The sequence below is a fragment of the Pseudomonas sp. MDT1-17 genome (assembly GCF_054898105.1).
Genome location: NZ_JBUBVM010000001.1, coordinates 3,136,811 through 3,159,686, shown reverse-complemented (window position 1 = coordinate 3,159,686; position 22,876 = coordinate 3,136,811). Strand labels below are relative to the sequence as shown.

At 60.8% G+C, this 22,876-nt stretch carries 18 protein-coding genes and 1 pseudogene; 6 read left to right on the top strand and 13 right to left on the bottom strand.

The annotated features are described in order from the left end of the window. Positions 1 to 127: 127 nt before the first annotated feature. Genes ACYZTX_RS14655 through ACYZTX_RS14645 form a run of 3 tightly spaced genes read left to right on the top strand, consistent with a single transcriptional unit; the run spans position 128 to position 3,483 of the window. Positions 128 to 1,324, top strand: coding sequence for an amidohydrolase family protein (locus ACYZTX_RS14655; RefSeq protein ID WP_462034652.1), 1,197 nt, complete (start codon positions 128 to 130; stop codon positions 1,322 to 1,324). Next, a complete protein-coding gene (locus tag ACYZTX_RS14650; protein ID WP_462034651.1) occupies positions 1,321 to 2,808 on the top strand; it encodes an amidohydrolase family protein in 1,488 nt (495 codons plus the stop codon). Before ACYZTX_RS14655 ends, ACYZTX_RS14650 begins: the two co-directional genes overlap by 4 nt. 12 nt (positions 2,809 to 2,820) lie before the next feature. Beyond that, on the top strand, positions 2,821 to 3,483 hold the full coding sequence (locus ACYZTX_RS14645; RefSeq protein WP_462034650.1) for a flavin reductase family protein: 663 nt from the start codon (positions 2,821 to 2,823) through the stop codon (positions 3,481 to 3,483). 137 nt (positions 3,484 to 3,620) lie between these two features. On the opposite strand, the gene ACYZTX_RS14640 is transcribed toward ACYZTX_RS14645, so the two are convergent. The 8 genes from ACYZTX_RS14640 to ACYZTX_RS14605 form a co-directional block, all read right to left on the bottom strand. Then, positions 3,621 to 4,280, bottom strand: coding sequence for a DUF799 domain-containing protein (locus tag ACYZTX_RS14640; protein WP_462034649.1), 660 nt, complete (start codon positions 4,278 to 4,280; stop codon positions 3,621 to 3,623). Beyond that, a complete protein-coding gene (locus tag ACYZTX_RS14635; protein ID WP_462037046.1) occupies positions 4,277 to 4,621 on the bottom strand; it encodes a DUF4810 domain-containing protein in 345 nt (114 codons plus the stop codon). Before ACYZTX_RS14635 ends, ACYZTX_RS14640 begins: the two co-directional genes overlap by 4 nt. A 60-nt stretch (positions 4,622 to 4,681) precedes the next feature. Beyond that, positions 4,682 to 5,356, bottom strand: a complete 675-nt coding sequence (locus ACYZTX_RS14630; RefSeq protein ID WP_462034648.1) for a CsgG/HfaB family protein — start codon at positions 5,354 to 5,356, stop codon at positions 4,682 to 4,684. A gap of 191 nt (positions 5,357 to 5,547) precedes the next feature. Continuing rightward, the gene (locus ACYZTX_RS14625; RefSeq protein ID WP_462034647.1) at positions 5,548 to 8,646 is read right to left on the bottom strand and encodes an error-prone DNA polymerase; all 3,099 of its coding nucleotides are present in this window, start codon (positions 8,644 to 8,646) and stop codon (positions 5,548 to 5,550) included. Then, positions 8,622 to 10,034, bottom strand: a complete 1,413-nt coding sequence (locus ACYZTX_RS14620; protein ID WP_462034646.1) for a Y-family DNA polymerase — start codon at positions 10,032 to 10,034, stop codon at positions 8,622 to 8,624. Before ACYZTX_RS14620 ends, ACYZTX_RS14625 begins: the two co-directional genes overlap by 25 nt. A 7-nt stretch (positions 10,035 to 10,041) precedes the next feature. Next, a complete protein-coding gene (gene imuA / locus ACYZTX_RS14615) occupies positions 10,042 to 10,659 on the bottom strand; it encodes a translesion DNA synthesis-associated protein ImuA (protein ID WP_462034645.1) in 618 nt (205 codons plus the stop codon). Beyond that, positions 10,659 to 11,276 carry a transcriptional repressor LexA gene (gene lexA / locus ACYZTX_RS14610; protein ID WP_462034644.1) on the bottom strand — a complete coding sequence of 206 codons (618 nt, stop codon included), beginning with the start codon at positions 11,274 to 11,276 and terminating at the stop codon, positions 10,659 to 10,661. The genes imuA and lexA overlap by 1 nt, the downstream gene beginning before the upstream one ends. Positions 11,277 to 11,438: 162 nt before the next feature. Beyond that, the gene (locus ACYZTX_RS14605; RefSeq protein ID WP_462034643.1) at positions 11,439 to 12,371 is read right to left on the bottom strand and encodes a LysR family transcriptional regulator; all 933 of its coding nucleotides are present in this window, start codon (positions 12,369 to 12,371) and stop codon (positions 11,439 to 11,441) included. A 103-nt stretch (positions 12,372 to 12,474) separates the two neighbouring features. Here ACYZTX_RS14605 and ACYZTX_RS14600 point away from each other — a divergent pair, with 103 nt between their 5' ends. Both ACYZTX_RS14600 and ACYZTX_RS14595 read left to right on the top strand, forming a co-directional pair. Then, positions 12,475 to 14,217 (top strand): amidohydrolase, encoded by a 1,743-nt coding sequence (locus tag ACYZTX_RS14600; RefSeq protein ID WP_462034642.1) that lies wholly within the window; start codon positions 12,475 to 12,477, stop codon positions 14,215 to 14,217. Positions 14,218 to 14,340: 123 nt separating this feature from the next. Beyond that, positions 14,341 to 15,078: a TorF family putative porin gene (locus tag ACYZTX_RS14595; protein ID WP_462034641.1), complete on the top strand. Its 738-nt coding sequence runs from the start codon at positions 14,341 to 14,343 to the stop codon at positions 15,076 to 15,078. Positions 15,079 to 15,291: 213 nt separating this feature from the next. Here the strand turns inward: ACYZTX_RS14595 and ACYZTX_RS14590 are convergent, their stop codons facing one another. From ACYZTX_RS14590 to mqo, 3 genes are all read right to left on the bottom strand, one after another. Then, complete coding sequence (locus tag ACYZTX_RS14590) at positions 15,292 to 16,260, bottom strand: Gfo/Idh/MocA family protein (RefSeq protein WP_462034640.1); 969 nt, start codon at positions 16,258 to 16,260, stop codon at positions 15,292 to 15,294. Positions 16,261 to 16,276: 16 nt separating this feature from the next. Next, positions 16,277 to 17,164, bottom strand: coding sequence for a Dyp-type peroxidase (locus tag ACYZTX_RS14585; protein ID WP_462034639.1), 888 nt, complete (start codon positions 17,162 to 17,164; stop codon positions 16,277 to 16,279). A gap of 236 nt (positions 17,165 to 17,400) precedes the next feature. Beyond that, positions 17,401 to 19,047 carry a malate dehydrogenase (quinone) gene (gene mqo, locus ACYZTX_RS14580; protein WP_462034638.1) on the bottom strand — a complete coding sequence of 549 codons (1,647 nt, stop codon included), beginning with the start codon at positions 19,045 to 19,047 and terminating at the stop codon, positions 17,401 to 17,403. A gap of 385 nt (positions 19,048 to 19,432) precedes the next feature. On the opposite strand from mqo, the gene ilvD reads away from it, so the two are divergent. Beyond that, positions 19,433 to 21,115, top strand: coding sequence for a dihydroxy-acid dehydratase (ilvD, locus tag ACYZTX_RS14575; RefSeq protein ID WP_462034637.1), 1,683 nt, complete (start codon positions 19,433 to 19,435; stop codon positions 21,113 to 21,115). 4 nt (positions 21,116 to 21,119) lie between these two features. Here ilvD and ACYZTX_RS14570 read toward each other — a convergent pair whose 3' ends face one another. Then, positions 21,120 to 21,845 carry a methyl-accepting chemotaxis protein gene (locus ACYZTX_RS14570; protein WP_462037045.1) on the bottom strand — a complete coding sequence of 242 codons (726 nt, stop codon included), beginning with the start codon at positions 21,843 to 21,845 and terminating at the stop codon, positions 21,120 to 21,122. Positions 21,846 to 21,977: 132 nt separating this feature from the next. Continuing rightward, positions 21,978 to 22,733 (bottom strand): annotated as a pseudogene (locus tag ACYZTX_RS14565) (MCP four helix bundle domain-containing protein); the annotation flags it as partial. Between the last annotated feature and the right edge of the window lie 143 nt (positions 22,734 to 22,876).

The window sequence follows — 22,876 nt, the reverse complement described above, 5'->3', positions numbered from 1 at the left end:
CCGAGTCGCGGCCATCGCGAGCAGGCTCGCTCCCACAGGGTTTTGTGAACACTACAGATCCAATGTGGGAGCGAGCCTGCTCGCGATGAGGCCCGACCGAATACCATCGAACTCACTGAGGTGACTCATGACCCAACCCCGCTGGCTGCGCAACGTGCGGCCCTACGGTTCAACCGCCGAAGACCTGCTGATCGAAGACGGCCTGTTCAAAGATCGACGTCCGGCATCCAACGCACCGTTGGTCACCACCGACATCAACGGCCAACACCAGCTCCTCACCCCGGCCCTGGTTGAAAGCCACGTCCATCTGGACAAAACCCTCTGGGGCCAACCCTGGCGCCCGAACAGCGCCGGGCCGACGCTCAAGGATTACATCGCCAACGAGCGCCGCGTGTTGCGTGAAGTCGACGCCCCCATCGCTCAACGCGCCGGCGCACTGCTGGAAAACTGCATCGCCCGTGGCTCGCTGACGATGCGTTGTCACGTCGATATCGACCCGGACTTCGGCCTGCGCCATGTTGAGGCCATGCAGCAACTGCGCGAACGTTACCGCGACCTGATCGACCTGCAACTGGTGGTGTTCCCGCAAACCGGCCTGATCAGCCGCCCCGGCACCGCCGAACTGATGCGCGAAGCCATGGCCCTGGGCGTGGAAAACGTCGGTGGCCTCGACCCGTGCGGCATCGACAATGACCCGATCGCGCAGCTCGACTTCGTGTTCAAACTGGCCAGCGAATTCGAGCGCGGCGTCGACATTCACCTGCACGACAAGGGAGAACTCGGCCTGTGGCAGATCGCGCGGATCGCCGACTACACCGAGCGCTTCGGGTGTCAGGGTCGGGTGATGATCAGCCACGCCTACTGCCTTGGGATGTTGCCGTGGAGCCAGGTCAAACCCGTGGCCGTGCGTCTGGCGGCGCTGAACATTTCGTTGATGAGTTCGGCGCCGGCCGATTGCGCGGTGCCGCCATTCCTCGCGCTGCGCGAAGCCGGGGTGAATGTCTGCCTGGGTTCGGACGGCATTCGCGATGCCTGGTCGCCCATGGGCAACGGCGACATGCTCGAACGGGCGATGCTGCTGGCCTTTCGTTTCGACTTGAACAAGGACGATGAACTGGCGGCGGCGTTCGAAGCGGCGACGGTGAATGGTGCTCGGGCGTTGGGTTGTGAAGGTTATGGGGTGGAGATCGGCCAGCCAGCGGACTTTTTGCTGATGCCAGTGCAGACGCTGGGTGAGGCGGTGGTGTCGCGGCCGGTGCGCCAGGTGTATCGCGGTGGCGAGTTGATCGCGTCCGGTGGCCAACTGCTGGACAGTCGCTTGTGAAACGGATTGCGTTGAAAGCCAGTTGCGTGGTCGGGTTCGACGGCACACAGCACGTGCTGTGGCGCGACGGCGAAGTAGTGTTCGAAGGCTCGCGCATCGTGTTTGTCGGGCGTGAATATCCGGGCCCGGTGGATCAGTGGATTGATTACGGCAACGCGTTGATCGGTCCGGGCTTCATCGATCTGGATGCGCTCGGGGATCTTGATTCGACGGTACTGACGCTGGACAACGGCGATGAACGCGACATGGGCCGGATGTGGTCAGAGGACTATCTGGCGAGCGGTCCGCGGGAGAGTTACACCGCGGATGAACAAGTCTTCAAGTACCGCTATGCCTTCACTCAGTTGATCCGCAACGGCATCACCACCGCGATGCCGATCACCTCGATGTATTACCGCGAGTGGGCCGAGACTTACGACGAGTTTTCTGCAGTGGCCGGTGTCGCTGCCGAGTTGGGGCTGCGCACTTACCTCGGCCCCTGCTACATGAGCGGCATGAGTTACTGGCGCGCCGATGGAACCCTCGGGCATCACTGGGATGAAGCGCGAGGAATGGCCGGGCTCGATGCGGCTGTGCGGTTTTTCCATGATTTCGACGGTGCACACAAGGGTTTGATTCGCGGCGCGTTGCTGCCGGATCGCATCCAGACCTGCACCCCGGCCCTGCTGCAACGCACCGCCGCGCTGAGCCGGGAACTGAACGCGCCGATGCGTTTGCATTGCTGCCAAGGGCTTGGTGAGGTGGCGATGGTCGAGCAACTGCGCGGTGTGTCTCCCCTGACCTGGTTGCAGCAACTGGACCTGCTGACCCCGCGCAGTCTGCTGCCTCACGGCATTTACACCTCAGGCGATGACGATCTGCAACGAGTGGTAGATGGCGGCGCGAGTCTGGTGCATTGCCCGGTGGTGTTTGCCCGTGACGGCGAGGCGCTGAACTCCTTCGGTCGCTATCGGGCCAAGGGCATCAACTTCGCCTTGGGCACCGACACCTGGCCGGCGGACCTGCTGGAAAACATGCGCCAGGGTCTGAACATCGCGCGATTGATGGAGGGCGATGGTTCTTTGACCCGTACGCTGGACTTCTACAACGCCGCCACGCTCGGTGGCGCCAAAGCCTTGGGTCGAGACGATCTCGGCCGTCTGGCGCCGGGGGCCAAGGCTGACATCACGGTGTTCAACCTTCGCGGTCTGCACCTGGGGCCGCTGTTCGACCCACTGAAAAACCTGGTATTGGCCGGCCGCGGCGACGACTGCATCGCCAGCTACATCGACGGCCGCTGCGTCATGCAAAACGGTCAGGTTCAAGGCGTCGACTACCCGGCCCTGCAACGCCAGGCCCAACAACAATTCGAAAAACTGATGCGCAGCCACAGCGACCGGGCCTTCGGCCAACCGGACTGGAAAGGCCTGTTCAAACCGGCCATCCCATTCGCTGACGACTACAGCGCACACGCGCCGCTGAGCGCAATTGATCCACTTCTTTAGAGAGTTCTGCCCATGCAAAGCTTCGACTTCAGCCAGTTGAGTGCGCGAGACAAATACAAGATTCTGATCGGCAGCGTGGTGCCACGGCCGATTGCCCTGGTCACCACCATCGACGGCGAAGGTCGGATCAACGCCGCGCCCTTCAGCTTCTTCAACGCCCTTTCGGCTGACCCGCCGATCCTCGCGTTGGGCGTGGAAAACTACGGCGACCAAAGTCCCAAGGACACCACTCGCAATATCCAGCTCAACCAGGAATTCACTGTGAACATCGTCAACGATGCCCTGGTGGAAGCCATGAACGTCTGCGCCGTGCCGTTCGCTCCCGGCTTCGACGAACTGACCGCCGCCGGCCTTACCGCGATTCCCGGCACCACGGTCAGATGTCCAAGGATTGGCGAAGCTCCGGTGGCGTTGGAGTGTCGGCGGATGATGGCGTTGTCCATCGGGCAGTCGCGGGAAATCATCTTTGGCGAAGTGCTGATGGCGCATGTGCGAGATGAATTGATCGACCCGAAAACGTTGTACATCGATCAGTTGGGGCTGGATGCGATTGGACGCATGGGTGGGCATGGGTATGCGCGCACGCGGGATTATTTTGATTTGCCGACACGCTCGTTGCAGGCGTGGACAGAGGCGCCGGGGGGTGGGGAGCGGTTTTGGCCAGTAGCCAAATAGAACTCTGCCCACGTACCCAAACCCTGTAGGTGCTGTCGAGTAAAACGAGGCTGCGATCTTTTGACTTTGCTTTTAAAAAACAAGATCAAAAGATCGCAGCCTCGTTTTACTCGACAGCTCCTACAGGATTGCGGACATCAGTCAGTGCCGTATTTCGGCGAACGCGGCCCGTACAGCAACCCTGCCGGTTGGCCGGCCGACAGCAGTCGTGCACTGGTCACGCCGGCAATCGGGTGACCGGCGTCGGTGGAACTGTTGATGATCTGCTTCACCGCTGCGGTGATCAGCATGCCGATCAAACCACCGCCACCGTTGTTGCCGCCCTCTTCGCTCGAAGCCCGCGCCGAGCCGGTCCACAACGTGGTGCCGGTCTTGAGGTCCACCAGTTTTGCACTGGCGGTCACCACGGTTTCGCTGCTGATGATGATGTAGCGCGTCCCGTAGTCAGTCACAGTGATGTAGAGCGCAGCATCGGCACCGAAGATTTCTTGCAGCTTGTTGGCCGGTGCCTGGTGGATATCCGCCGGCGTGGTCAAGCCATTCTGGCGGAACGTCTCATCGACCAGGGCGATCGGCAGCACGTAGTAACCGGCTTCAGCCAACGGGTACGTGACCTGCGACAGCATGCTGTAGGACGCCTTGACGTCGGGCGAGTTGTTCAGCGGCGGCAGCACCAGAATGGTTTTCGGACGACTTTGCTTGTACGCCGAATAGTCCACGGTCTTGGGGCTGACGCAACCGCCGAGCACAGCCAGGGCCAGCAGACCGGCCATCAGTTTCAATGAGCGCGCGATCATTGGGTGTCTCCAGTCTTGGCGTTTTTAAGCAGAAAGTCCATGTACGGTGTCGACTCGGGAAACAGCGTCTTCTCGGTTCTGAATTGCTGCACCATCTGATCGTCCTTGCCCATGCTCAGGTACAACAGACCCAGGTGAGCGTGGTAGCCAGGCGGCGGCGTCTTGCCGGTGGACTTGATCTTCTGCAGGTCGCGCTCCAGCGCTTCGGCCTGAGCTTCCTTGGGTTCTTCACCTTTGAAGTACTCGTAGACCTCAGGCTGGTAGCTTTCCCACTGGTACAGGGTTTTCGGGCCGGTGTTGCAACCGGTCAACAGGCCACTGACCAGCAATGTCGAGGCCATCAGCGCCCATTTCGTATAAGTCTTGAACATGCTTGTACTGCTCCTTGTCATCGACCTTGATCAGTTGCCCGGTTTCCATGCACCCGCATTCATGCCGTCCACCAGACGATTGATCGCCTCGCGCATGGCCAGGTCGAGCACTTTGCCGTTGAGGGTCGAATCGTAGGCAGCGGTGCCGCCGAAGCCGATGACTTCACGGTTGGACAAGGCGTATTCGCCCGCGCCCTGGGTCGAATAAACGACTTCGGAGGTGCTGATGTTGACGATGTTCAAGTTGACCTTGGCGTAGGCCACCTGGGTCTTGCCACGGCCAAGAATGCCGAACAACTGGTGATCGCCGGTCTCTTTGCGGCCGAACTCGGTGACATCACCGGTTACCACAAAGTCAGCCCCCTTGAGGCGCTGCGACTGGCCCTTGATCGCGGCCTCCTGCTGGATCTCGCCCATGTTGTCGCGGTCCAGCACGCTGAAGCGATTGGTTTGCTGCAAGTGAGTGATCAGGATGGTCTTGGCCTGACCGCCGAGGCGATCCACACCGTCGGAGAAGATCCCGCGCATGTAACTCGAACGGTTGTCGAACTTGCCGACTGCCATGGGTACGCGAACACCGGCATAAGCGAGGCTGGCGCTTTCAACCTTTTCTACCGGCAAGGCGCGCGAGCTTTCGGTCGCACACCCAGCCATCGCGCCCAAGACGGCAATCGCTGCCGCCGATACCAACATTCGAGAGATCATTCTCACTGTGCATTCCTTTTGAAAAACGGTTTATCCCGGCACGGCAATAGCCAGCCACTGCGGGTTGCAGCGGCGAAAAAGCGAGGGAGAATCAAATTGACAATCGACGTGCGGGACGTCGGCGGCCGGCATTATGCCAAAGTGCCATCACTGAAGACAGTGTTTAATGTTTTATTGCCGCCAGTGATTTGTCAGCGGAAATCCCGGCTGCGCACACTGATGCCGTCGAGCAATGGGCTCAAATCGCTCAACCGTCCGGCAATCAAATGCCGCACCTCGCCTTCCCTCTCCCAGCGCCCATCAACCTTGAGCAATTGCGAGCCGACCAATACCTGGCGCTGCCGGTCGGCCAGGTCGCGCCAGACAATGACGTTAACGTTGCCGAACTCATCTTCAAGGGTGACGAAGGTCACGCCACTGGCGGTACCCGGCCGTTGTCGACCGGTCACCAGCCCGGCGACGCTGACCGGTCGGCCATGCTCGATATCCAGCAGTTCCTTCGAGCTACGGCAGCGCCGGGCTTTCAATTCACCCCGTAACAACGCCAGCGGATGCGGACCGAGCGTGGTACCGACACTGTTGTAATCGGCTAGCAGGTCCTCGCCCACGGTGGGTTTGGGCAACGACACCGCGTCCTCCTCCTGACTCGGCAGACCGGCAAACAAGCCGAGCTGTTTCTGCACACCCGCCACTTCCCAGCGCGCCCGATGACGGTCGCCGGCCAGTCCACGCAGCGCACCGGCATCGGCCAGTTGCTCCTGGGCGCGGGCATCGAGTCGTGCCCGCTCGCCGAGGTCGGCAATGTCGATAAACGTCCCCTTCGACCTCGCCGTTTCGATGCGCCGGGCATCGTCCTCGCGAAAGCCCTTGATCATCCGCAACCCCATGCGAATCGCCGGCTGGGCACCGGTGATCGGTTCGAGGCTGCAATCCCAGTCACTGGCGCGCACGTCCACCGGGCGAATCTGCAAATGATGCCGACGGGCGTCTTGCAGAATCTGGTCCGGGCTGTAAAAACCCATGGGCCAGCTGTTGATCAGCGCACAGGCGAAGGCCGCTGGCTCGTGGCATTTCAACCAGCAACTGGCGTAGGTCAGCAAGGCGAAACTGGCGGCGTGTGACTCGGGAAACCCGTAACTGCCGAAGCCTTTGATCTGTTCGAAAATCTGCGCGGCGAACTCGGCCGTGTAACCGTTTTTCTTCATCCCGGCGGCCAGGCGATCCTTGTGCGGTTCGAGCCCGCCGTGGCGTTTCCAGGCAGCCATGGAACGGCGCAACTGATCAGCCTCGCCGGGGCTGTAGTCGGCGGCGACAATCGCAATCTGCATCACCTGTTCCTGAAACAGTGGCACGCCCAGCGTGCGCTTGAGCACGACTTCCAGTGCCGGGGACGGATAGACCTCGGGTTCTTCCTTGTTTCGGCGTCGCAGGTACGGATGCACCATCCCGCCCTGGATCGGCCCCGGACGGACGATCGCCACCTCGATCACCAGGTCATAGAAGGTCCGGGGTTTGAGCCTCGGCAGCATCGACATCTGCGCCCGGGACTCGATCTGGAACACGCCGATGGTGTCGGCACGGCCGATCATGTCGTAGGTCTGCGAGTCTTCGGACGGGATCGTCGCCAGGCTCAGGTCCCGGTTGCGATGACGGCGCAACAGATCGAAACAACGGCGGATCGCACTGAGCATGCCCAGCGCCAGAATATCCACCTTGAGCAGCCCGACCGCGTCGAGGTCATCCTTGTCCCACTGAATGATGGTGCGCTCGGCCATGGCGGCGTTTTCCACCGGGACCAGGCTGTCCAGAGGCTGCTCGGAAATCACGAAACCGCCGGGGTGCTGGGACAGGTGTCGGGGGAAACCGATCAGTTGCCCCGTCAGGCTCAGCACCCGGCGCAGTACCGGGCTCTCGGGGTCGAACCCGCCTTCAAGCAGGCGCTCCACGGGCGGTGTTTCATCACTCCAGTGGCCACAGCAATCGGCCAGGGCGTTGATCTGATCCGGCGGCAACCCCAAGGCCTTGGCCACATCACGCACCGCGCCGGCCGCGTGATACGTGCTGACCACTGCCGTCAGCGCCGCACGGGTCCGGCCATAACGCTGGAACACGTACTGCAAGACTTCTTCGCGACGCTCATGCTCGAAATCCACGTCGATGTCCGGTGGTTCATTGCGCTCCTTGGAAAGAAAGCGCTCGAACAACAGCGTGGTGCGATCCGGATCGATTTCCGTGATGCCCAAGGCAAAACACACCGCCGAGTTGGCCGCCGAACCACGGCCCTGACAGAGGATTTTCTGTTCACGGGCGAATCGCACAATGTCGTGGACCGTCAGGAAATAGCTTTCGTAGCCCAGCTCGGCGATCAGCGCCAACTCTTTGTCGATCTGCGTCAGCACCTTGGCCTGCGGGCCTTTTGGCCAGCGCCACGCGATGCCCTCCTCGGTCAAATGACGCAGCCAGGACGTGGCTGTCTGGCCTTGCGGTACCAACTCCCGGGGATATTGATAACGCAACTGACCGAGGTCGAAGGTGCAGCGCCGGGCGATGCTCAGCGTTTCGTCGAGCAATGCTTGCGGATAGATCGATTGCAGCGCATCGAGACTGCGCACATGCCGCTCGCCATTGGGATGAAGACGCAACCCGGCCGCTGCCACGGGCAGGTGATGACGGATCGCGGTCATGGTGTCCTGCAAGGCGCGTCGACCACGAGCGTGCATGTGCACATCGCCGCTGGCCACTGCCGGGATTCGCAGTTCGCCCGCCAGGGTCAACAGCGCAGCCAGCCGTCTTGTATCGTCCTGGCCGCGATGTAACTGGACGGCCAGCCACAGGCGTTCGGCGAAGGTCTGCTTCAGCCAGTGGCCCTGTTCAAAGTCATCGACAGCGTCCGGCACCCACAACGCCAACAGCCCCGACAAGGGTTCGCTGAAGTCTTCCCGCAGCACTTGATACTGGCCCTTCTTCGTTCGGCGTCTGGCTCGGGTAATCAGTTGGCACAGGTTCTGGTAACCCTCGAGGTTTTCCACCAGCAGCACCAGTTTCGGGCCGTTCTCGATCCGCACTTCGCTGCCGATGATCAGCGGCAGCGCCACGGATTTGGCCGCTTGCCAGGCGCGGACGATACCGGCCAGGGTGCATTCATCGGTGATTGCCAAGGCCTGATAGCCGTGTTTTTTCGCCCGCTGAAACAGTTCGAGGGCACTGGAAGCACCACGCTGGAAACTGAAGTTCGACAGGCAGTGCAGTTCGGCATAGTCGATGCTCATGCGAACCACCCTTGCAGCCACAACGGGCCATCCTCTCCGACCGCACGATAGGCCCAGCCTTGCTGGCCGGAGCGGGTTTCGATCAGGAAGTAATCGCGGCGCACATCGTCACCGTCCCACCAACCGGACTCGATGCGTTCCGGCCCCATCAGGATGCGCGTCGAACCTTCATGCACCGCCAGCGGTTCAGTCAGCAGCCAGCCCGGTCGTTGCACGACAGGCAGCCCGCCACAGCGCTGACTGTCGACACTGGCCTGCCACGCGCATTCCGGCCGGTGATCGGCCTGGAACCGCAAACCCTGCACCGCGTCATCTCCCAACCGCGCCCGCAAGCGTTCGCGCAGTTGCTCCCAGGGCAAGGACTGCTGCGGGCGGTCGTCGAACAGCTCCTGATACTGCGGAACGAAGGCCGGCAAGTCTTCGGCGCGCAGGCGAAAACCGCGCACCGGAGCCTCGACCTGGACGTGCTCCAACCGGCCCCGGGCCAGTTCAAAGAGCATCGCCGGATCACGTTCGGCGCTGAGCAGGCCGACCTTGATGAGGGTGTCCGGCAACCCGGCATGCTCCAGGTACAAATCGAAACGCTGCACGCCGCTGTCCCGCCCGCAAAGAAACGCCGACAGGTCACCGGTCAATCGGCGTAACGGAAACAGCAGCGCCTGATGGGACTGCACGTCGAAGTTGAGCTCGATGCGCACATCGAAGCGGTCCGGCGGCAGGTAGAACGTCAGCGCCAGCCGCCGTAATCCGAGCAAGGTGTCCAGATGCTTGAGCACCTGAGCCTCGAAACGCCGGGCCAGACTATGGCGAGGCAACGCCTGAACCTGACTCAAAGTGCGCAGCCCCATGCGCGACAACGCCGTGGCGACGCTGGTCTCCAGCCCGATCCGGATGGGCAATTGCCCAAGATGATGGTGCAAGGCTTGATCGTCGGGCACCACCAGACCGTCATACGCGTTGGCCAGCACCCGTGCGGCCACCGGGTTGGGCGCGGCAACAATCCGATGGCGAAACCCCAGTTCGCCGAGCTCGGTCCGTAACCGCGCCTCGAATTGCGGCCAGGCGCCGAACAATCCCAGGCTGGACTCGATTTCAAACACCACTGCACGTGGGTAATGCACGCTGACTTGTGAACTGAATCGATAAGCCCATGCAGCCAGAAACTGCTGCCAGTATTCGATCTCGGCAGCGTCGTATTCGGCCGTGGCAAAACCTTTGCTCAGAGCCTGCGCGGCGGTCATCGACTGACCGGGACGCAAGCCCAGCGCCCGCGCCGAAGCGTTGACCGCCTGCAACACCCGACGCTGGGCCGGGCCGGTCAGCAGCGCCAGCGGCGCATCGGGATCGGAGCGCTGACGCAGTACCGCGTCCAGCGCCAATTGCGGGAAAAGAATGCAGACCCAGCGCATGGCAACCTCAATGCCCCACGGGAAAGGCAATCGGCGCCGAGCGCGCCAACCCGCCCCGGCACTTGAGCACGCGCAATTGCGCCGGCCTGGCGTCGATGGCGATGCGCAAAGCGGCTGGCGAAGGGTTGATGGCTTCATTGATCGAACGATAGGCAAACGCCAGGGTCGAGCCGGTTTCCGCGGCCACCTGCAAGCGGCGCAACGCCCGGTCATCAGCCTTGTGCGGCCAGCACAACACCGCACCGCAACTGCCCGAGCGCAAGCATTGTTCGGCCGCCCACAGCGCATCGCGCTGGCTGGCCTGGATGATCGACAGCTGGCGCAGGTCGACCCCGGCGTTCTGCCAGGCCTGGGGATACGGCACGTAAGGCGGTGCCACCAGCACGATGCGCTCGCCAGCGGCCGACAACCGCGCCAGCGCCGGCCACACCAGTTGCAATTCACCGACGCCCTGCCCGGCCAAAAGGATTTCGGTCAGCGCTGCTTCCGGCCAACCGCCAGCAGGCAATGCCGCATCCAGCGCGGCATGTCCGGTGGGTTGCGGGCTGACGGCCGGTGGCGCAGGCCGGCCCTTCCAGACCTGGCCGCCATTGAACAGCGTATCCAGCGCAACGACGGCGCCCATCACCCTTGCCTCACCAGACCACAGAACACCCCTTCGATGGCCAGGTCCTGAGTGGCTTCGACGATGATCGGCTTGTAGGCCGGATTACGTGGCAGCAATCGGACAACGTCGCCGACTCGCTCGAAACGTTTGATGGTGACTTCGCCGTCAAGTCGCGCGACGACAATCTGGCCGTTGACCGCCTCGGGATTGCGGTGCACGCCCACCAGATCGCCGTCGAGAATGCCGTCCTCGATCATCGAGTCGCCCTGGACCCGCAGCATGTAATCCGGCACCCGCGAGAAGATCGACGGGTCGAGCAGCAAGCGGCTGTGAACCTCGGCATCGGCACCGATTGGCGCACCCGCCGCCACCCGGCCGAGTACCGGAATGTCCAGCAACTCGGGCCGCGCCGGTTGCCCGAGCAAACGAATGCCCCGGGCCTGATGCGCATTGACCTCGATGAAACCAGCCTCGGTCAGCGCCAGCACATGCTTGCGCGCCACGCTGCGGGAGGCGAAACCGAACGCCTCGCTGATTTCAGCGAGGCTCGGGGACTGACCGTGCTCGGCGATTCGATCGCGGATAAAAGTCAGGATGGCGGTACGGCGGGGAGTTAAAGTCGTCATGGAGTACATTTGTACTCTTTTGGTTCTTTCCTGACAAGGACTTGTAGGAGCTGTGTAGGAGCTGTCGAGTGAAACGAGGCTGCGATCTCTTGATCTTGCTCTTTATAAAAACAACATCAAAAGATCGCAGCCTCGTTTCACTCGACAGCTCCTACAGGGGAAACGCCAGCGTCATCGGCCGCAGTCATCATTCAACCCACGAGACGCCAGAAACCCTGCGATGTAATCGATGAAAGCCAGCACTTTGGCGGTCGCCCGCCGATGGCTCGGGTACACCGCCAGAATGTGCGCGCCGAAACTGTCCGGATCGATGTCGTAGTCGGCCATCACCCGCACCAGTCGACCGTCGGCCAGATACGGCGCGGCACTCCACAGCGGCGTGTGCAGCAACCCGCGCCCCGCCAGCGCATTGGCCAGCAGCAGGTCGTAATTGTCGCTGCGCAAACGCGGCGCCTGCGGTTGCGGCAGGCTCAAACGCTGGCCGTCGCGCTCGGCCCACCAGAATTCACGGCTGAGCAACGGATGGCGATACAGCAGCCATTCGTGGTCATCGAGGGTTTTCGGAGTAACGGGCAACGCCTTGCGCGCCAGGTAATCGGGGCTGGCACACAACGCCAGACGGTTACTGCCGACGACGCGAGCAATCAGCCCCGGCAAGTCGTCATGCCCCTCGCGCAACGCCAGGTCGTAGCCGCTTTCCAGCAGATTGACGAACGCATCGCACAGGTCCACTTGCAGATTGATCTGCGGGTACTGCTCCAGAAAACCGCCGCACACCTGATCGAGAAAAGCCTGCCCGTACGCCAGCGGTGCGGTGATTTTCAGGTTGCCGCGCAGGCCATGCTGCAACTGTTCGATTTCCTCGCCGGCCTCCTCCAGCCGCTGCAATACCTGGCGCGCGGTTTCAAGGTAGAGGCGCCCCACTTCCGTCAGCAGAATCCGTCGGGTACTGCGCTCGAACAACCGGGCGCCGAGCTCGGCTTCCAGGTGATTAACCGCTTTGGTCAGGGCCGAAGGCGTCTTCCCCAGTTGTTCGGCGGCACGACTGAAACTGCCCAGTTGCGCCGTGACCACGAACATTTTCAATGCACTCAGCTTGTCCATTCTTTTTCCATTCAGGCAAAAACGTTTTTCGTGAGTGAGGCATTCTGCTTGCCATGACAAGCCACTAATCTGGCCATCAGACGCAATAACAAGGAAATATTCAATGAAAAGATTCATCCCGAATCTATTGATGGTGGCAGTGAGTTTTGCCTCGTTGGAAGCCATGGCTGCGACCGATCTGGTGTTGCTGAACGGCAAGATTTTCACCGCCGACCGCAGCCAGCCCAAGGTTCAAGCGTTGGCGGTGCAGGACGGCAAAGTGTTGAAGGTCGGCAGCGATGCGCAGATCAAAGCCTTGATCGAGTCGGGAACCCAAGTCATCGATCTGGGCGGCAAGACCCTGATGCCCGGCCTGATCGACAGCCATTCCCACGCGATTTTCGGCGGTCTGGAAATGGCCTCGGCCAACATGGAAGACGAGGTGGTCGACCTCGTTGAGCTGGAAAAACGTCTGCGCGCCTGGCGTGACGACGGCAAGGCGAAACAGGGCGATGTGCTGAGCGTGGCCGGCATGAGTTCCGCTTACTGGGCTCAGTCCGAGGCCTTCGGCAAGACATTCAACACAGGGGAATGGGCCGAAGTGCCGGTGGTGTTCACCGGCAGTGACCACCACACCGCGTGGGCCAACGACGTCATGCTCAAGCGCGCGGGCATTGATGCGGCACTGCTCAAGTCATTGCCGGATGCCGAAAAAGACACCATCGGCAAGCGCGCCGATGGCCGCCCCAACGGTTTCCTGGTCGACGCCGGTTGGGATCGCGTCGCGTCAAAAATGCCGGTGCCGAGCGCCGCCGACATGCTGAAGGCCGCGCAAGCCGCCGTGCGCTACAACAACAGCCTGGGCATCACCGCCTGGATGGACCCCGCCGCTAACGCCGCCCCCGGCGAGCCCGTGTTTGCGCTCAAGCCCACGGAGAAAACCGTCGGCGTGCTACCAGTGTACAAAGCGCTGGCCGAAACCGGTGGCCTGAGCGCCCATGTCGCCGCGCTGCTGGTGGCCAATCCGAAAAGCGTACCGGCCGATCTCGACACGCTGGACAAGGTCCGCCAGCAATTCCAGGGCATCCCCAACCTGACCTTGCCCGGTATCAAGATCTTCGCCGACGGCGTGATCGAGTACCCGGCGCAGAGTGCGGCAATGATCGATCCGTACAACAACTCGCACAAACAGGGCGAACTGCTGATCGATCCGAAGCATTTCGGCGAACTGGTCAGTGCGATCGATAAACGCGGTTGGCTGGTGCACATCCACGCCATCGGCGACCGCGCGGTGCGTGAATCACTGAACGGCATTGCCCAGGCACGCAAGGATCGTCAGAGCGGTGTGACGCACTCGATCACTCACTTGCAAATGGTCAATCCAAAAGAGTTTGCGCGGTTCAAACCGCTCAATGTGATCGCCTCGATGCAACTGCTTTGGGCCTCGGCCGACGAATACACGCTGGACATGATCAAGCCTTACGTCAGCGCGCTCGCCTTCCGTTATCAGTACCCGGCACATTCGCTGCTCAAGCAGGGCGCGACCATTGCTGGCGCCAGTGACTGGGCGGTGTCTTCTCCAAATCCGTGGAACGCCATGGCCCAGGCCATCACTCGAGAAGGCCCACTTGGCGTGCTGAACGCCGATGAACGCATCGACCGCGAAACGATGTTTTACGCCTACACCCTGAACGCCGCCCGCACCATCGGGTTAGAGAAGCAAATCGGTTCGCTGAGCCCCGGCAAGCAAGCCGATTTCATCGTGCTGGACCGTGACGTGTTCAGCGTCGACAACAAAGCCCTGCACGACACCCAAGTGCTGCAAACCTGGTTCGCCGGGCGCGAAGTTTACGCACCGACCCTCTAAGAAAAATCACCTGAAACCACTGCCCGCCCCGCGCTCATCGCCGGGGTTCGGCGCAGCCTTGCCGCAAAAAAACTGCCCAAAACAAACCTGCCCTTAACAATAAAAAACAACGGGACGCACCCCATGAAAGCTTTCACCCTGTTCGCCCTCGGCTCCCTGAGTCTGCTTCCCTTGAGCAGCCAGGCGTTGCCCTTGAATGACGATTTTGCCGTGCTGGTCGACCTGACTCTGGCCAGCGACTACCGCACCCGCGGCATTTCGCAAACCCAGAACGACCCCGCCGTGCAGGCCGGCGTAACCCTGGCCCACAGCACTGGCTTGTACCTGGGCGCATGGAGTTCGAACGTCGATTTCGGCGGCGGCCTGAAAACCCGACAGGAAATCGACTACTACGCCGGTTGGCTCTGGCAAGCCACCGATGCCGTCAGCCTGGACGTCGGCTACCTCAAATACGCCTACCCAAAGGAAAGCCAGTTTAATCAGAGCGAGGTCTACGGCATTCTCAACGTCTATGGGGTGAAACTCGCCGCCTATTACTCCGCCGATGCGCCGGGCATCGACAGCAAACAGAGTTCGCTCTACAGCTACGTCGGTTACGAAACTGAATTGCCTTACGACACAGGCCTGAAACTGCGATACGGCAACATGGATTTCAAAGATCCGCATTTGTACGCGTCCAACGGTCACGCCGAGGACTCATACAACGAATGGGAAGTGAAGCTGACCCACGAACTGGCCGGGGTGATGCTGGGGTTGAGCTACATCGACACTGACCTGTCGCAAAGCCAGTGCATCAGCAACTGGGGGTTTGGTGATGTGTGCACCGCGACCTTGGTCGCAAGTGTCAGCAAATCCTTCTAGCCACCCCATCCCCACTGTAGGAGCTGTCGAGTGAAACGAGGCTGCGATCTTTTGACTTTAACTTTTAAAAACAAGATCAAAAGATCGCAGCCTCGTTTCACTCGACAGCTCCTACAGAGGATCAAGTTAGGCTGGAGAGACAGGGCCACGGATAGATTCCGCGCTCATGGCCATCGCTGACGTTCAGTTGCTCGGCGGGGCATTCAGCAAGCGTTAGTCGCGCTTGAGGATCTGGTCCATCACCCAATCGGTTTTCAATGCCTGCTCGGCCACCGCCGGGTGCTGCGCTTCACCCCGAATGTGCGCGTTCATGCCCAGCACGTGATGCCACTGAATGTGTGGGTGATTGTCGATGTGCAGGCTGAGGTTTTCATCGGCTGCAAGCTGGACCGGCTGCTCATCGAATACGGAAAAGGTAATCCGGCCTTTGCTGCCGATCAGTTCGACCCGATCTTCGCGGCGATCCGCCACAAAATTCCAGCAGCCCATGCCCAAGGCCCCGCAAGCAAACCGCCAACTGGCGCTGACGGCATCTTCAGCAGCATACAAACCAGCTTGTCGAGCGGTAAATCCGGCGACTTCGACGATGTCACCGAGCAGGTACTGAAACAGGTCGAAACCATGGCTGGCCAGGTCGGCGAAATAACCACCCCCAGTAATTGCCGGGTCAGTACGCCAGTTATCGGTGCCATCCTGATCCGCCACCGATGGCGCTTTCGTGAGGGTCCAGGTCAAGTGCCGGACTTCGCCAATCCGCCCCTCTTCCAGCCATTGCCGCACCTGCTGGAAGCGCGGCAGCGAGCGTCGGTAGTAAGAGACAAACAGGTGCAACCCTGTGTCGGCAAAGACCTTTTGCATTTCACGGCTTTGCCCGGCATTCAGCGACATGGGTTTTTCGACGCAGCAATGTTTACCGGCGGCGGCCACCCTCAAGGCGTAAGCGTGATGACTGTCAGGTGGCGTGGCGATGTACACCGCGTCCACTTCGGGATCATTGATCAGCGCTTCGACGTCGGTGTAGAACCGCGCGATGCCGTGGCGCGCGGCGTAATCCGTCACCGCTTCCAGACGCCGGCCCATCACCGCCACCAGCGCCGAGCCGGGAGCCTTGTAGAAGGCCGGCCCGCTCTTGCGCTCAGCGACGCTGCCACAACCGATCATGCCCCAGCGCACCACGTTCATATGCACTCCCTGATGGTTAGCCAACGCGCAGTGCGCGCAGGTCAAGATGACCGTCCTTGAGCGGCGGGCACCAGTAGTAGCCGCCGGTGATCGGCCGGCTCATGCGGTACAAACCGTCGGTGATGCCGTCTTCCAGACCGCTCATGCGCCGCAGTTGGGCTTCGAAGGCGTCGAGGGAGAAACCGAAGGCCAGGAACATCAGGCCGGCGCGGTCGCCTTCGATCCAGGGCATGGAACGGCGCACCACGAATGCCTCCGGGGCGAAGCTTTCCTGGGCGGTGCGTTTGACGTGAGCGGAGATCGGCGCGTCATCGATCTCTTCGTTGTCGCTCAAACGACGGCCCATGATGTTGTCCTTCTCATGGGACGGCATCGCGTGGAAGCCTTTCAGATCATGCTGCCACTGCTGGATCGCGGCGAAGCTGCCGCCGACCATGCCGTCAGCGCCGTCACTGACCAGCGCGGCGGCGACGGCGGCTTCATCGTGAGGATTTTCGGTGCCATCTTCGTAACCGGTCAGGTCATGGCCGGTGAGGTGGCGGAAGGTTTCGTTCATCTGCACCAGGCGCAGGGCGGGTGCCAGCGCGGCTTCGATGGCGTTGCTGCGATTGAGCAATTCGCCACGGTCGACACCATGCAACCAGCACCACAGGGCGTGCTGGGTCGACGGGTTGTCGACGCCGACGCCAGTCAACGCTGGAAAGGCGCGCAGGCCTTGGATCTGACCATCAAGTGCCTTGACCAGGGATTCACCGAAACCGACCACTGCCGACTTTCCGTCCACCAGTTGCATCAAGTTGTCGAGCGCAGCCGGCAGTGCAGCGGCGGATTCGAGTGCGAAGAACATATGACGGGCTTGAGGTGGAACTGGGGTGGCGAGAATGCCCGGCTGGTAGTAACTCATATGAACTCCTTTAGAAAGAGCGCGAAGTTTAACCGCAGCATCAGCCGTTGTGTGTTTTCAGGTCAAAAGATCACGTGTTTCTGGCGTGTATGAAACCCTCGATCCCGTTTCGATTTTCAAGGCCCTGCCCAAATGCGCTCAGTCCGCTAAAAAGCGCAAAGGGCAGGCGCAAGACGAGCCACAAAAAAGCCCACTGACCGTCACCGGTTCAGTGGGCTTTTCGATTACATCTCTACTTACAGAGCCATATCACTAGCAGCGTTAGCCTTCGGCGCCTTAGGCGCTTCAACCGGAGAAGCAGCCGGGGCCACTGCCTGACCCATCACCGGCGGCGGAGTCAGCTGCAACACCTTGGCGGTGTAAGCCCACTCCTGTGCAACCTTCTCAGGACTGCCATTGAGCTGAGTGCCATAACTCGGCACGATCTGGTGCAGCTTTTCCTGCCAGGCAGGGCTAGCAACCTTGTCCTTGAACACTTTTTGCAGCACGGTCAGCATGATCGGTGCAGCAGTCGAAGCGCCCGGCGATGCGCCCAGCAGACCTGCGATGGTGCCGTCTTGCGAGGCAACAATCTCAGTACCCAACTTCAGCACGCCACCGGCGGCTTCATCACGCTTGATGATCTGCACGCGCTGGCCGGCTTGCCACAGGCGCCAGTCTTCAGCTTTGGCGTTCGGGAAGTATTCTTTCAGGGCGTCGAGGCGGTCTTCATCCGACAGCATCAGTTGGCCAGCAAGGTACTCGACCAGCGGGTATTCCTTGATGCCGACTTTGGTCATTGGCCACACGTTGTGCGTGGTGGTAGTAGTCAGCAGGTCCAGGTACGAGCCTTCCTTGAGGAACTTGGTGCTGAAGGTCGCGAATGGGCCAAACAGGATGACGCGCTTGCCGTCCAGGACACGGGTGTCCAGGTGCGGAACCGACATTGGCGGTGCGCCAACGGAGGCTTTGCCGTAGGCCTTGGCCAGGTGTTGCTCGGCGATGGTCGGGTTCTCGGTCACGAGGAACGAACCGCCGACCGGGAAGCCTGCGTATTCCTTGGCTTCAGGAATGCCGGACTTCTGCAGCAGGTGCAGTGCACCGCCGCCTGCGCCGATGAACACGAACTTGGCGTCGGTTTCGGATTTGCTGCCGTCTTTCAGGTTTTTGTAGCTGACGCGCCAGCTGCCGTCGTCGTTCTTGGTGATGTCTTGCACTTCGCTAGACAGTTTCAAGTCGAACTTTGGCGTGGTTTGCAGGTGCGCAACGAACTGGCGGGTGATCTCGCCAAAGTTGACGTCGGTGCCGATCGGGCTCCAGGTGGCCGCGACTTTCTGGTTCGGGTCACGCCCTTCCATCATCAGCGGAACCCACTTCTTGATCACAGCCGGGTCTTCGGAGTACTGCATGCCGGCGAACAGCGGGCTCGCTTGCAGGGCTTCGTAGCGCTTTTTCAGGAACTTGATGTTGTCATCGCCCCACACAAAGCTCATGTGCGGCGTGGAGTTGATGAACGAACGCGGGTTTTTCAGCACGCCTTGCTGAACTTGCCAGGCCCAGAACTGACGGGAGATCTGGAAGGCTTCGTTGATTTCAACGGCTTTCGGGATCTGAACTTTACCGTTCTCGTCTTCCGGGGTGTAGTTCAACTCGGCCAGGGCGGAGTGACCGGTACCGGCGTTGTTCCAGCCGTTGGAGCTTTCCTGGGCGACGCCGTCGAGGCGCTCGATCATTTCCATCGAAGTGCCGGGTTCCAGCTCGTTGAGCCAGACACCCAGGGTCGCGCTCATGATGCCGCCGCCGATCAGCAGTACATCAACTTTCTTTGCCTCTTCCGCGTGAGCGGACGTGATCCCCATCGACAAAGCCAGCCCCAGCAGGGCCGTGTTCATTTTTTTAAACATGTGTAGCACCTTTGATAAAACGCCATCCGCCCTTCCATCTTCACTAACGAGCCCCTTGTTTACGGCATTCAGGCAGGATGTCGTGGGTTCTCGCACATGACGATTGGAGGGTGGGCACACAAGGCCGACGTGTCTCCATCGACCTCAGTTATATGTCCCTACTGAACTGACTTTTTATCTTTATTGGCTTCAGCTACTTGAGCGACAGTGATTCTGTTGGCGCGTCTCAAGGACGCGCAAACTGAATAGGTCAAAGCAAGTTGAGGCGAAGAATATCACGACCGGACAAACCCGCGCGTCTGTTGCCGACTTGATAGCCCGGGCACGGGCGCCGGGTCCACTATACTGATCCTGATTTTTCTCGATGAGCCGGTGAGGAGCAGTCATGAGCGACAAAGACGATTTGCGCAAATATTCCTCCCAAGTGGTCGACGGCGTGGAACGCGCGCCCGGCCGCGCGATGCTGCGAGCCGTGGGTTTCACGGACGAAGACTTCAGAAAACCGCAGATCGGCATCGCCTCCACATGGGCGATGGTCACGCCCTGCAACATGCACATCGACAAGCTGGCCATTGAAGCCGAACAAGGCGCGAATGCCGCCGGCGCCAAGGGCGTCATTTTCAACACCATCACCATTTCCGACGGCATCGCCAACGGCACCGAAGGCATGAAGTACTCGCTGGTGTCGCGTGAAGTGATCGCCGATTCCATTGAAGTCGTCGTCGGCTGTGAAGGCTTTGACGGTCTGGTGACCGTGGGCGGTTGTGACAAGAACATGCCGGGCTGCCTGATCGGTATGGCGCGGCTGAATCGCCCTTCCATCTTCGTCTATGGCGGCACCATCCGGCCGGGCGCCGGCCACACCGATATCATCTCCGTGTTCGAGGCCGTGGGTCAGCACGCGCGGGGTGATATCAGCGAAATTCAAGTCAAGCACATCGAGGAAGTGGCGATTCCCGGCCCCGGCTCCTGCGGCGGCATGTACACGGCCAACACCATGGCTTCGGCCATTGAGGCATTGGGCATGAGCCTGCCCGGTTCCAGCTCTCAGGACGCCGTCGGCAGCGACAAGGCTTCGGACAGTTTCCGCGCTGGCCAGCAGGTGATGGAGCTGCTCAAGCTGGACCTCAAACCGCGCGACATCATGACCCGCAAGGCCTTTGAAAATGCGATTCGGGTAGTGATCGCCCTCGCCGGCTCGACCAATGCCGTGCTGCATCTTCTGGCCATGGCGCATGCCGTGGATGTCGAGCTGACGCTGGATGATTTCGTCGAGCTGGGCAAGGTTTCCCCGGTGGTGGCCGACCTGCGGCCCAGCGGCAAATACATGATGAGTGAACTGGTTGCCATCGGTGGCATCCAGCCGCTGATGAAGCGCATGCTCGCCGCCGGCATGTTGCATGGCGATGCGCTGACAGTCACCGGCAAAACGCTGGCCGAAAACCTGCAGAACGTGCCCGATTACCCCGAGGGTCAGGACGTGATCCTGCCCTTCGACCAGCCGATCAAAAAAGACTCGCACTTGGTGGTGCTGCGCGGCAACCTCTCGCCCACCGGCGCCGTAGCCAAGATCACCGGCAAGGAAGGCCTGCGCTTTGAAGGCACGGCTCGTGTGTATCACGGCGAGGAAGACGCGCTGGCCGGCATTCTCAACGGCGAAGTCAAGGCCGGTGACGTGATCGTGATCCGCTACGAAGGCCCCAAGGGAGGGCCTGGCATGCGCGAAATGCTTTCGCCAACGTCGGCGGTCATGGGCAAGGGGTTGGGCAAGGACGTTGCGCTCATCACCGACGGCCGCTTCTCCGGCGGTTCACATGGGTTTGTGGTGGGGCATATCACGCCTGAAGCTTTCGATGGCGGACCGATCGCGCTGATTGAAGACGGCGACAAGATCACCATCGATGCCGAAACACGGCAGATTACGGTCGATGTCTCCGACGCCGAACTGGCCGAGCGCAAGACCCGCTGGGTGCGCCCGGAATCCAAGTACAAACGCGGGGTGTTGGCCAAGTACGCGAAGACCGTGTCCAGCGCCTCGGAAGGCGCCGTCACGGATAAATACCTCTAACGCCTCAAAGCCGAAACCGATCCACCGACTGCGAGAGTTTGCCCGCCAGGGTGGACAGCTCATCGGTGGTGGTGGCGGTCCGGCCAATGACCTTGCTGGTGCCTTCGGACATGCCGGCAATCATTTCGACCTGATGGGCGATTTCATTGCTGGCCAGGCTCTGCTCACCAATCGTGCGGGTGATGTCATTGACCAGCTGAGTGGTGTTCAGCGTGGCGTCGAGGATTTCGCGGATCGCGCGCTCGACGTCGGCGGTCACGGCCATGCCTTTGTCGACTTGCGCCACGCCCGCCTCCATGCTGGTCACCGCCTCGCGGGTGCTTTGCTGAATGCGTGAAACCATCGTGGCAATTTCCTGGGTGGAGGCGCTGGTGCGTCCCGCCAGGCTCCGTACTTCATCGGCCACCACGGCAAAACCACGCCCTTGCTCACCGGCGCGAGCGGCTTCGATCGCGGCGTTGAGCGCCAGCAGGTTGGTTTGATCGGCGATGCCCTTGATCACCTGGATGATGCTGAAAATCCCCTCGGACTCCTTGTCCAGCGTGCGGATCACCTGGGCCGATTGCTGCGCCGAACGCGCAATACCGTCCATGTCGTTGACCACCTGATGGATCACCCGACCGCCATCCTTGGCCAGTGCCTCGGCCTGGTTGGCCATGTTCAGCGCCCGCTCGGCGTGCCGGGTGATTTCCTCGATGCTCGCGGTCATTTCGCTGGCTGCAGCCGCCATGGTGCTGGCCGCTACGCTTTGCTGCTGGCTGCTACCGGCCACTTCGTGACAGCCACTGCTCAATTGCTCGCTCATGCCACTCACGCCGTGAGCGTTGCTGCGCACGACTTCGATCATGCCGCGCAGGTCGCGCTGCATGGTCGCAAGGCTGCGAATCAGTGCGCTGGCTTCGTCCTGCTGAGTGGGCTCGACAATCGATTCGCTCAGGTTGCCATGGGCGATGCTGTTAGCGATGCGGCTGGCGGTCTGCAACGGCCCCATGATGCTCAGAATTACCCAGCGGCCTTGGGCGAGCAGCAATAACAGGCTGGCAATCAGTACGCCGCCAAGGGCGAAGTTGGCATTGCTGATCGCTTGCTGAGTGCCTTGGCTGGTCTGTTGGGTGTTGGTTTCGATCAGTTCGCTGAGGGCGGCCATCTGGTCTTCCAGCTGGCTGAACGCAGTATTGAAGGTGCCCAGGTCTTTTTGAGCAGCCTCCGGATTTTCCAGCGCCAACCCGACAATCCGTTCGGCTGCGCTGATGTAGTTGTCGAGGCTTGGCTTGATCTTGTTCAGGCCCATTTTGATGGTGTCGTTGACCGGCAGTTTGAGGTTTTCACCGAGCATGTTACGAAAGTGCGCCGCATGTTCCTCGATGGAACTGCGCACCTCTGCTTTGCTGCTGGTGCTTTTGCCCAAGCCCACCACCATCGCGGACAGCACGTCGGCGCGTAACGCGTCGTGCATCATGTCGGCTTCGAGGTGATTGCGCAGCGCGGTCATACTGACCTCGTTGTCATTCACCGCTTCAGCCATCTGGGTGTTTCCCAGATAACCGACCAGGCTCATGATCAACGCGGTGAGCAGGCTGGTGCCAATCAGCAGAATCAAACGTAATTTTATGGACACTCTGTGGATCCTCTCTCGGCACGTTTGTCAGTTGCGTAATGCCAACTGCGGATTGGTTTGCTGAAGAGGCTATCGGCTGGCGCGAGCGGATATTTAAGCGAATTTCCATACGCGCATGTCTTTACGACATGCGGTATGTCTTG

Coding starts and splice junctions, on each gene's coding strand:
- ilvD (WP_462034637.1), top strand. CDS start 19,433: ATGAGCGACAAAGACGATTTGCGCAAATATTCCTCCCAAGTGGTCGAC.
- mqo (WP_462034638.1), bottom strand. CDS start 19,047: ATGTTTAAAAAAATGAACACGGCCCTGCTGGGGCTGGCTTTGTCGATG.
- ACYZTX_RS14595 (WP_462034641.1), top strand. CDS start 14,341: ATGAAAGCTTTCACCCTGTTCGCCCTCGGCTCCCTGAGTCTGCTTCCC.
- lexA (WP_462034644.1), bottom strand. CDS start 11,276: ATGTACTCCATGACGACTTTAACTCCCCGCCGTACCGCCATCCTGACT.
- ACYZTX_RS14630 (WP_462034648.1), bottom strand. CDS start 5,356: ATGATCTCTCGAATGTTGGTATCGGCGGCAGCGATTGCCGTCTTGGGC.
- ACYZTX_RS14590 (WP_462034640.1), bottom strand. CDS start 16,260: ATGAACGTGGTGCGCTGGGGCATGATCGGTTGTGGCAGCGTCGCTGAG.
- ACYZTX_RS14600 (WP_462034642.1), top strand. CDS start 12,475: ATGAAAAGATTCATCCCGAATCTATTGATGGTGGCAGTGAGTTTTGCC.
- ACYZTX_RS14655 (WP_462034652.1), top strand. CDS start 128: ATGACCCAACCCCGCTGGCTGCGCAACGTGCGGCCCTACGGTTCAACC.
- ACYZTX_RS14620 (WP_462034646.1), bottom strand. CDS start 10,034: ATGCGCTGGGTCTGCATTCTTTTCCCGCAATTGGCGCTGGACGCGGTA.
- ACYZTX_RS14585 (WP_462034639.1), bottom strand. CDS start 17,164: ATGAGTTACTACCAGCCGGGCATTCTCGCCACCCCAGTTCCACCTCAA.
- ACYZTX_RS14605 (WP_462034643.1), bottom strand. CDS start 12,371: ATGGACAAGCTGAGTGCATTGAAAATGTTCGTGGTCACGGCGCAACTG.
- imuA (WP_462034645.1), bottom strand. CDS start 10,659: ATGGGCGCCGTCGTTGCGCTGGATACGCTGTTCAATGGCGGCCAGGTC.
- ACYZTX_RS14570 (WP_462037045.1), bottom strand. CDS start 21,845: ATGGCGGCTGCAGCCAGCGAAATGACCGCGAGCATCGAGGAAATCACC.
- ACYZTX_RS14635 (WP_462037046.1), bottom strand. CDS start 4,621: ATGGCCTCGACATTGCTGGTCAGTGGCCTGTTGACCGGTTGCAACACC.
- ACYZTX_RS14645 (WP_462034650.1), top strand. CDS start 2,821: ATGCAAAGCTTCGACTTCAGCCAGTTGAGTGCGCGAGACAAATACAAG.
- ACYZTX_RS14640 (WP_462034649.1), bottom strand. CDS start 4,280: ATGATCGCGCGCTCATTGAAACTGATGGCCGGTCTGCTGGCCCTGGCT.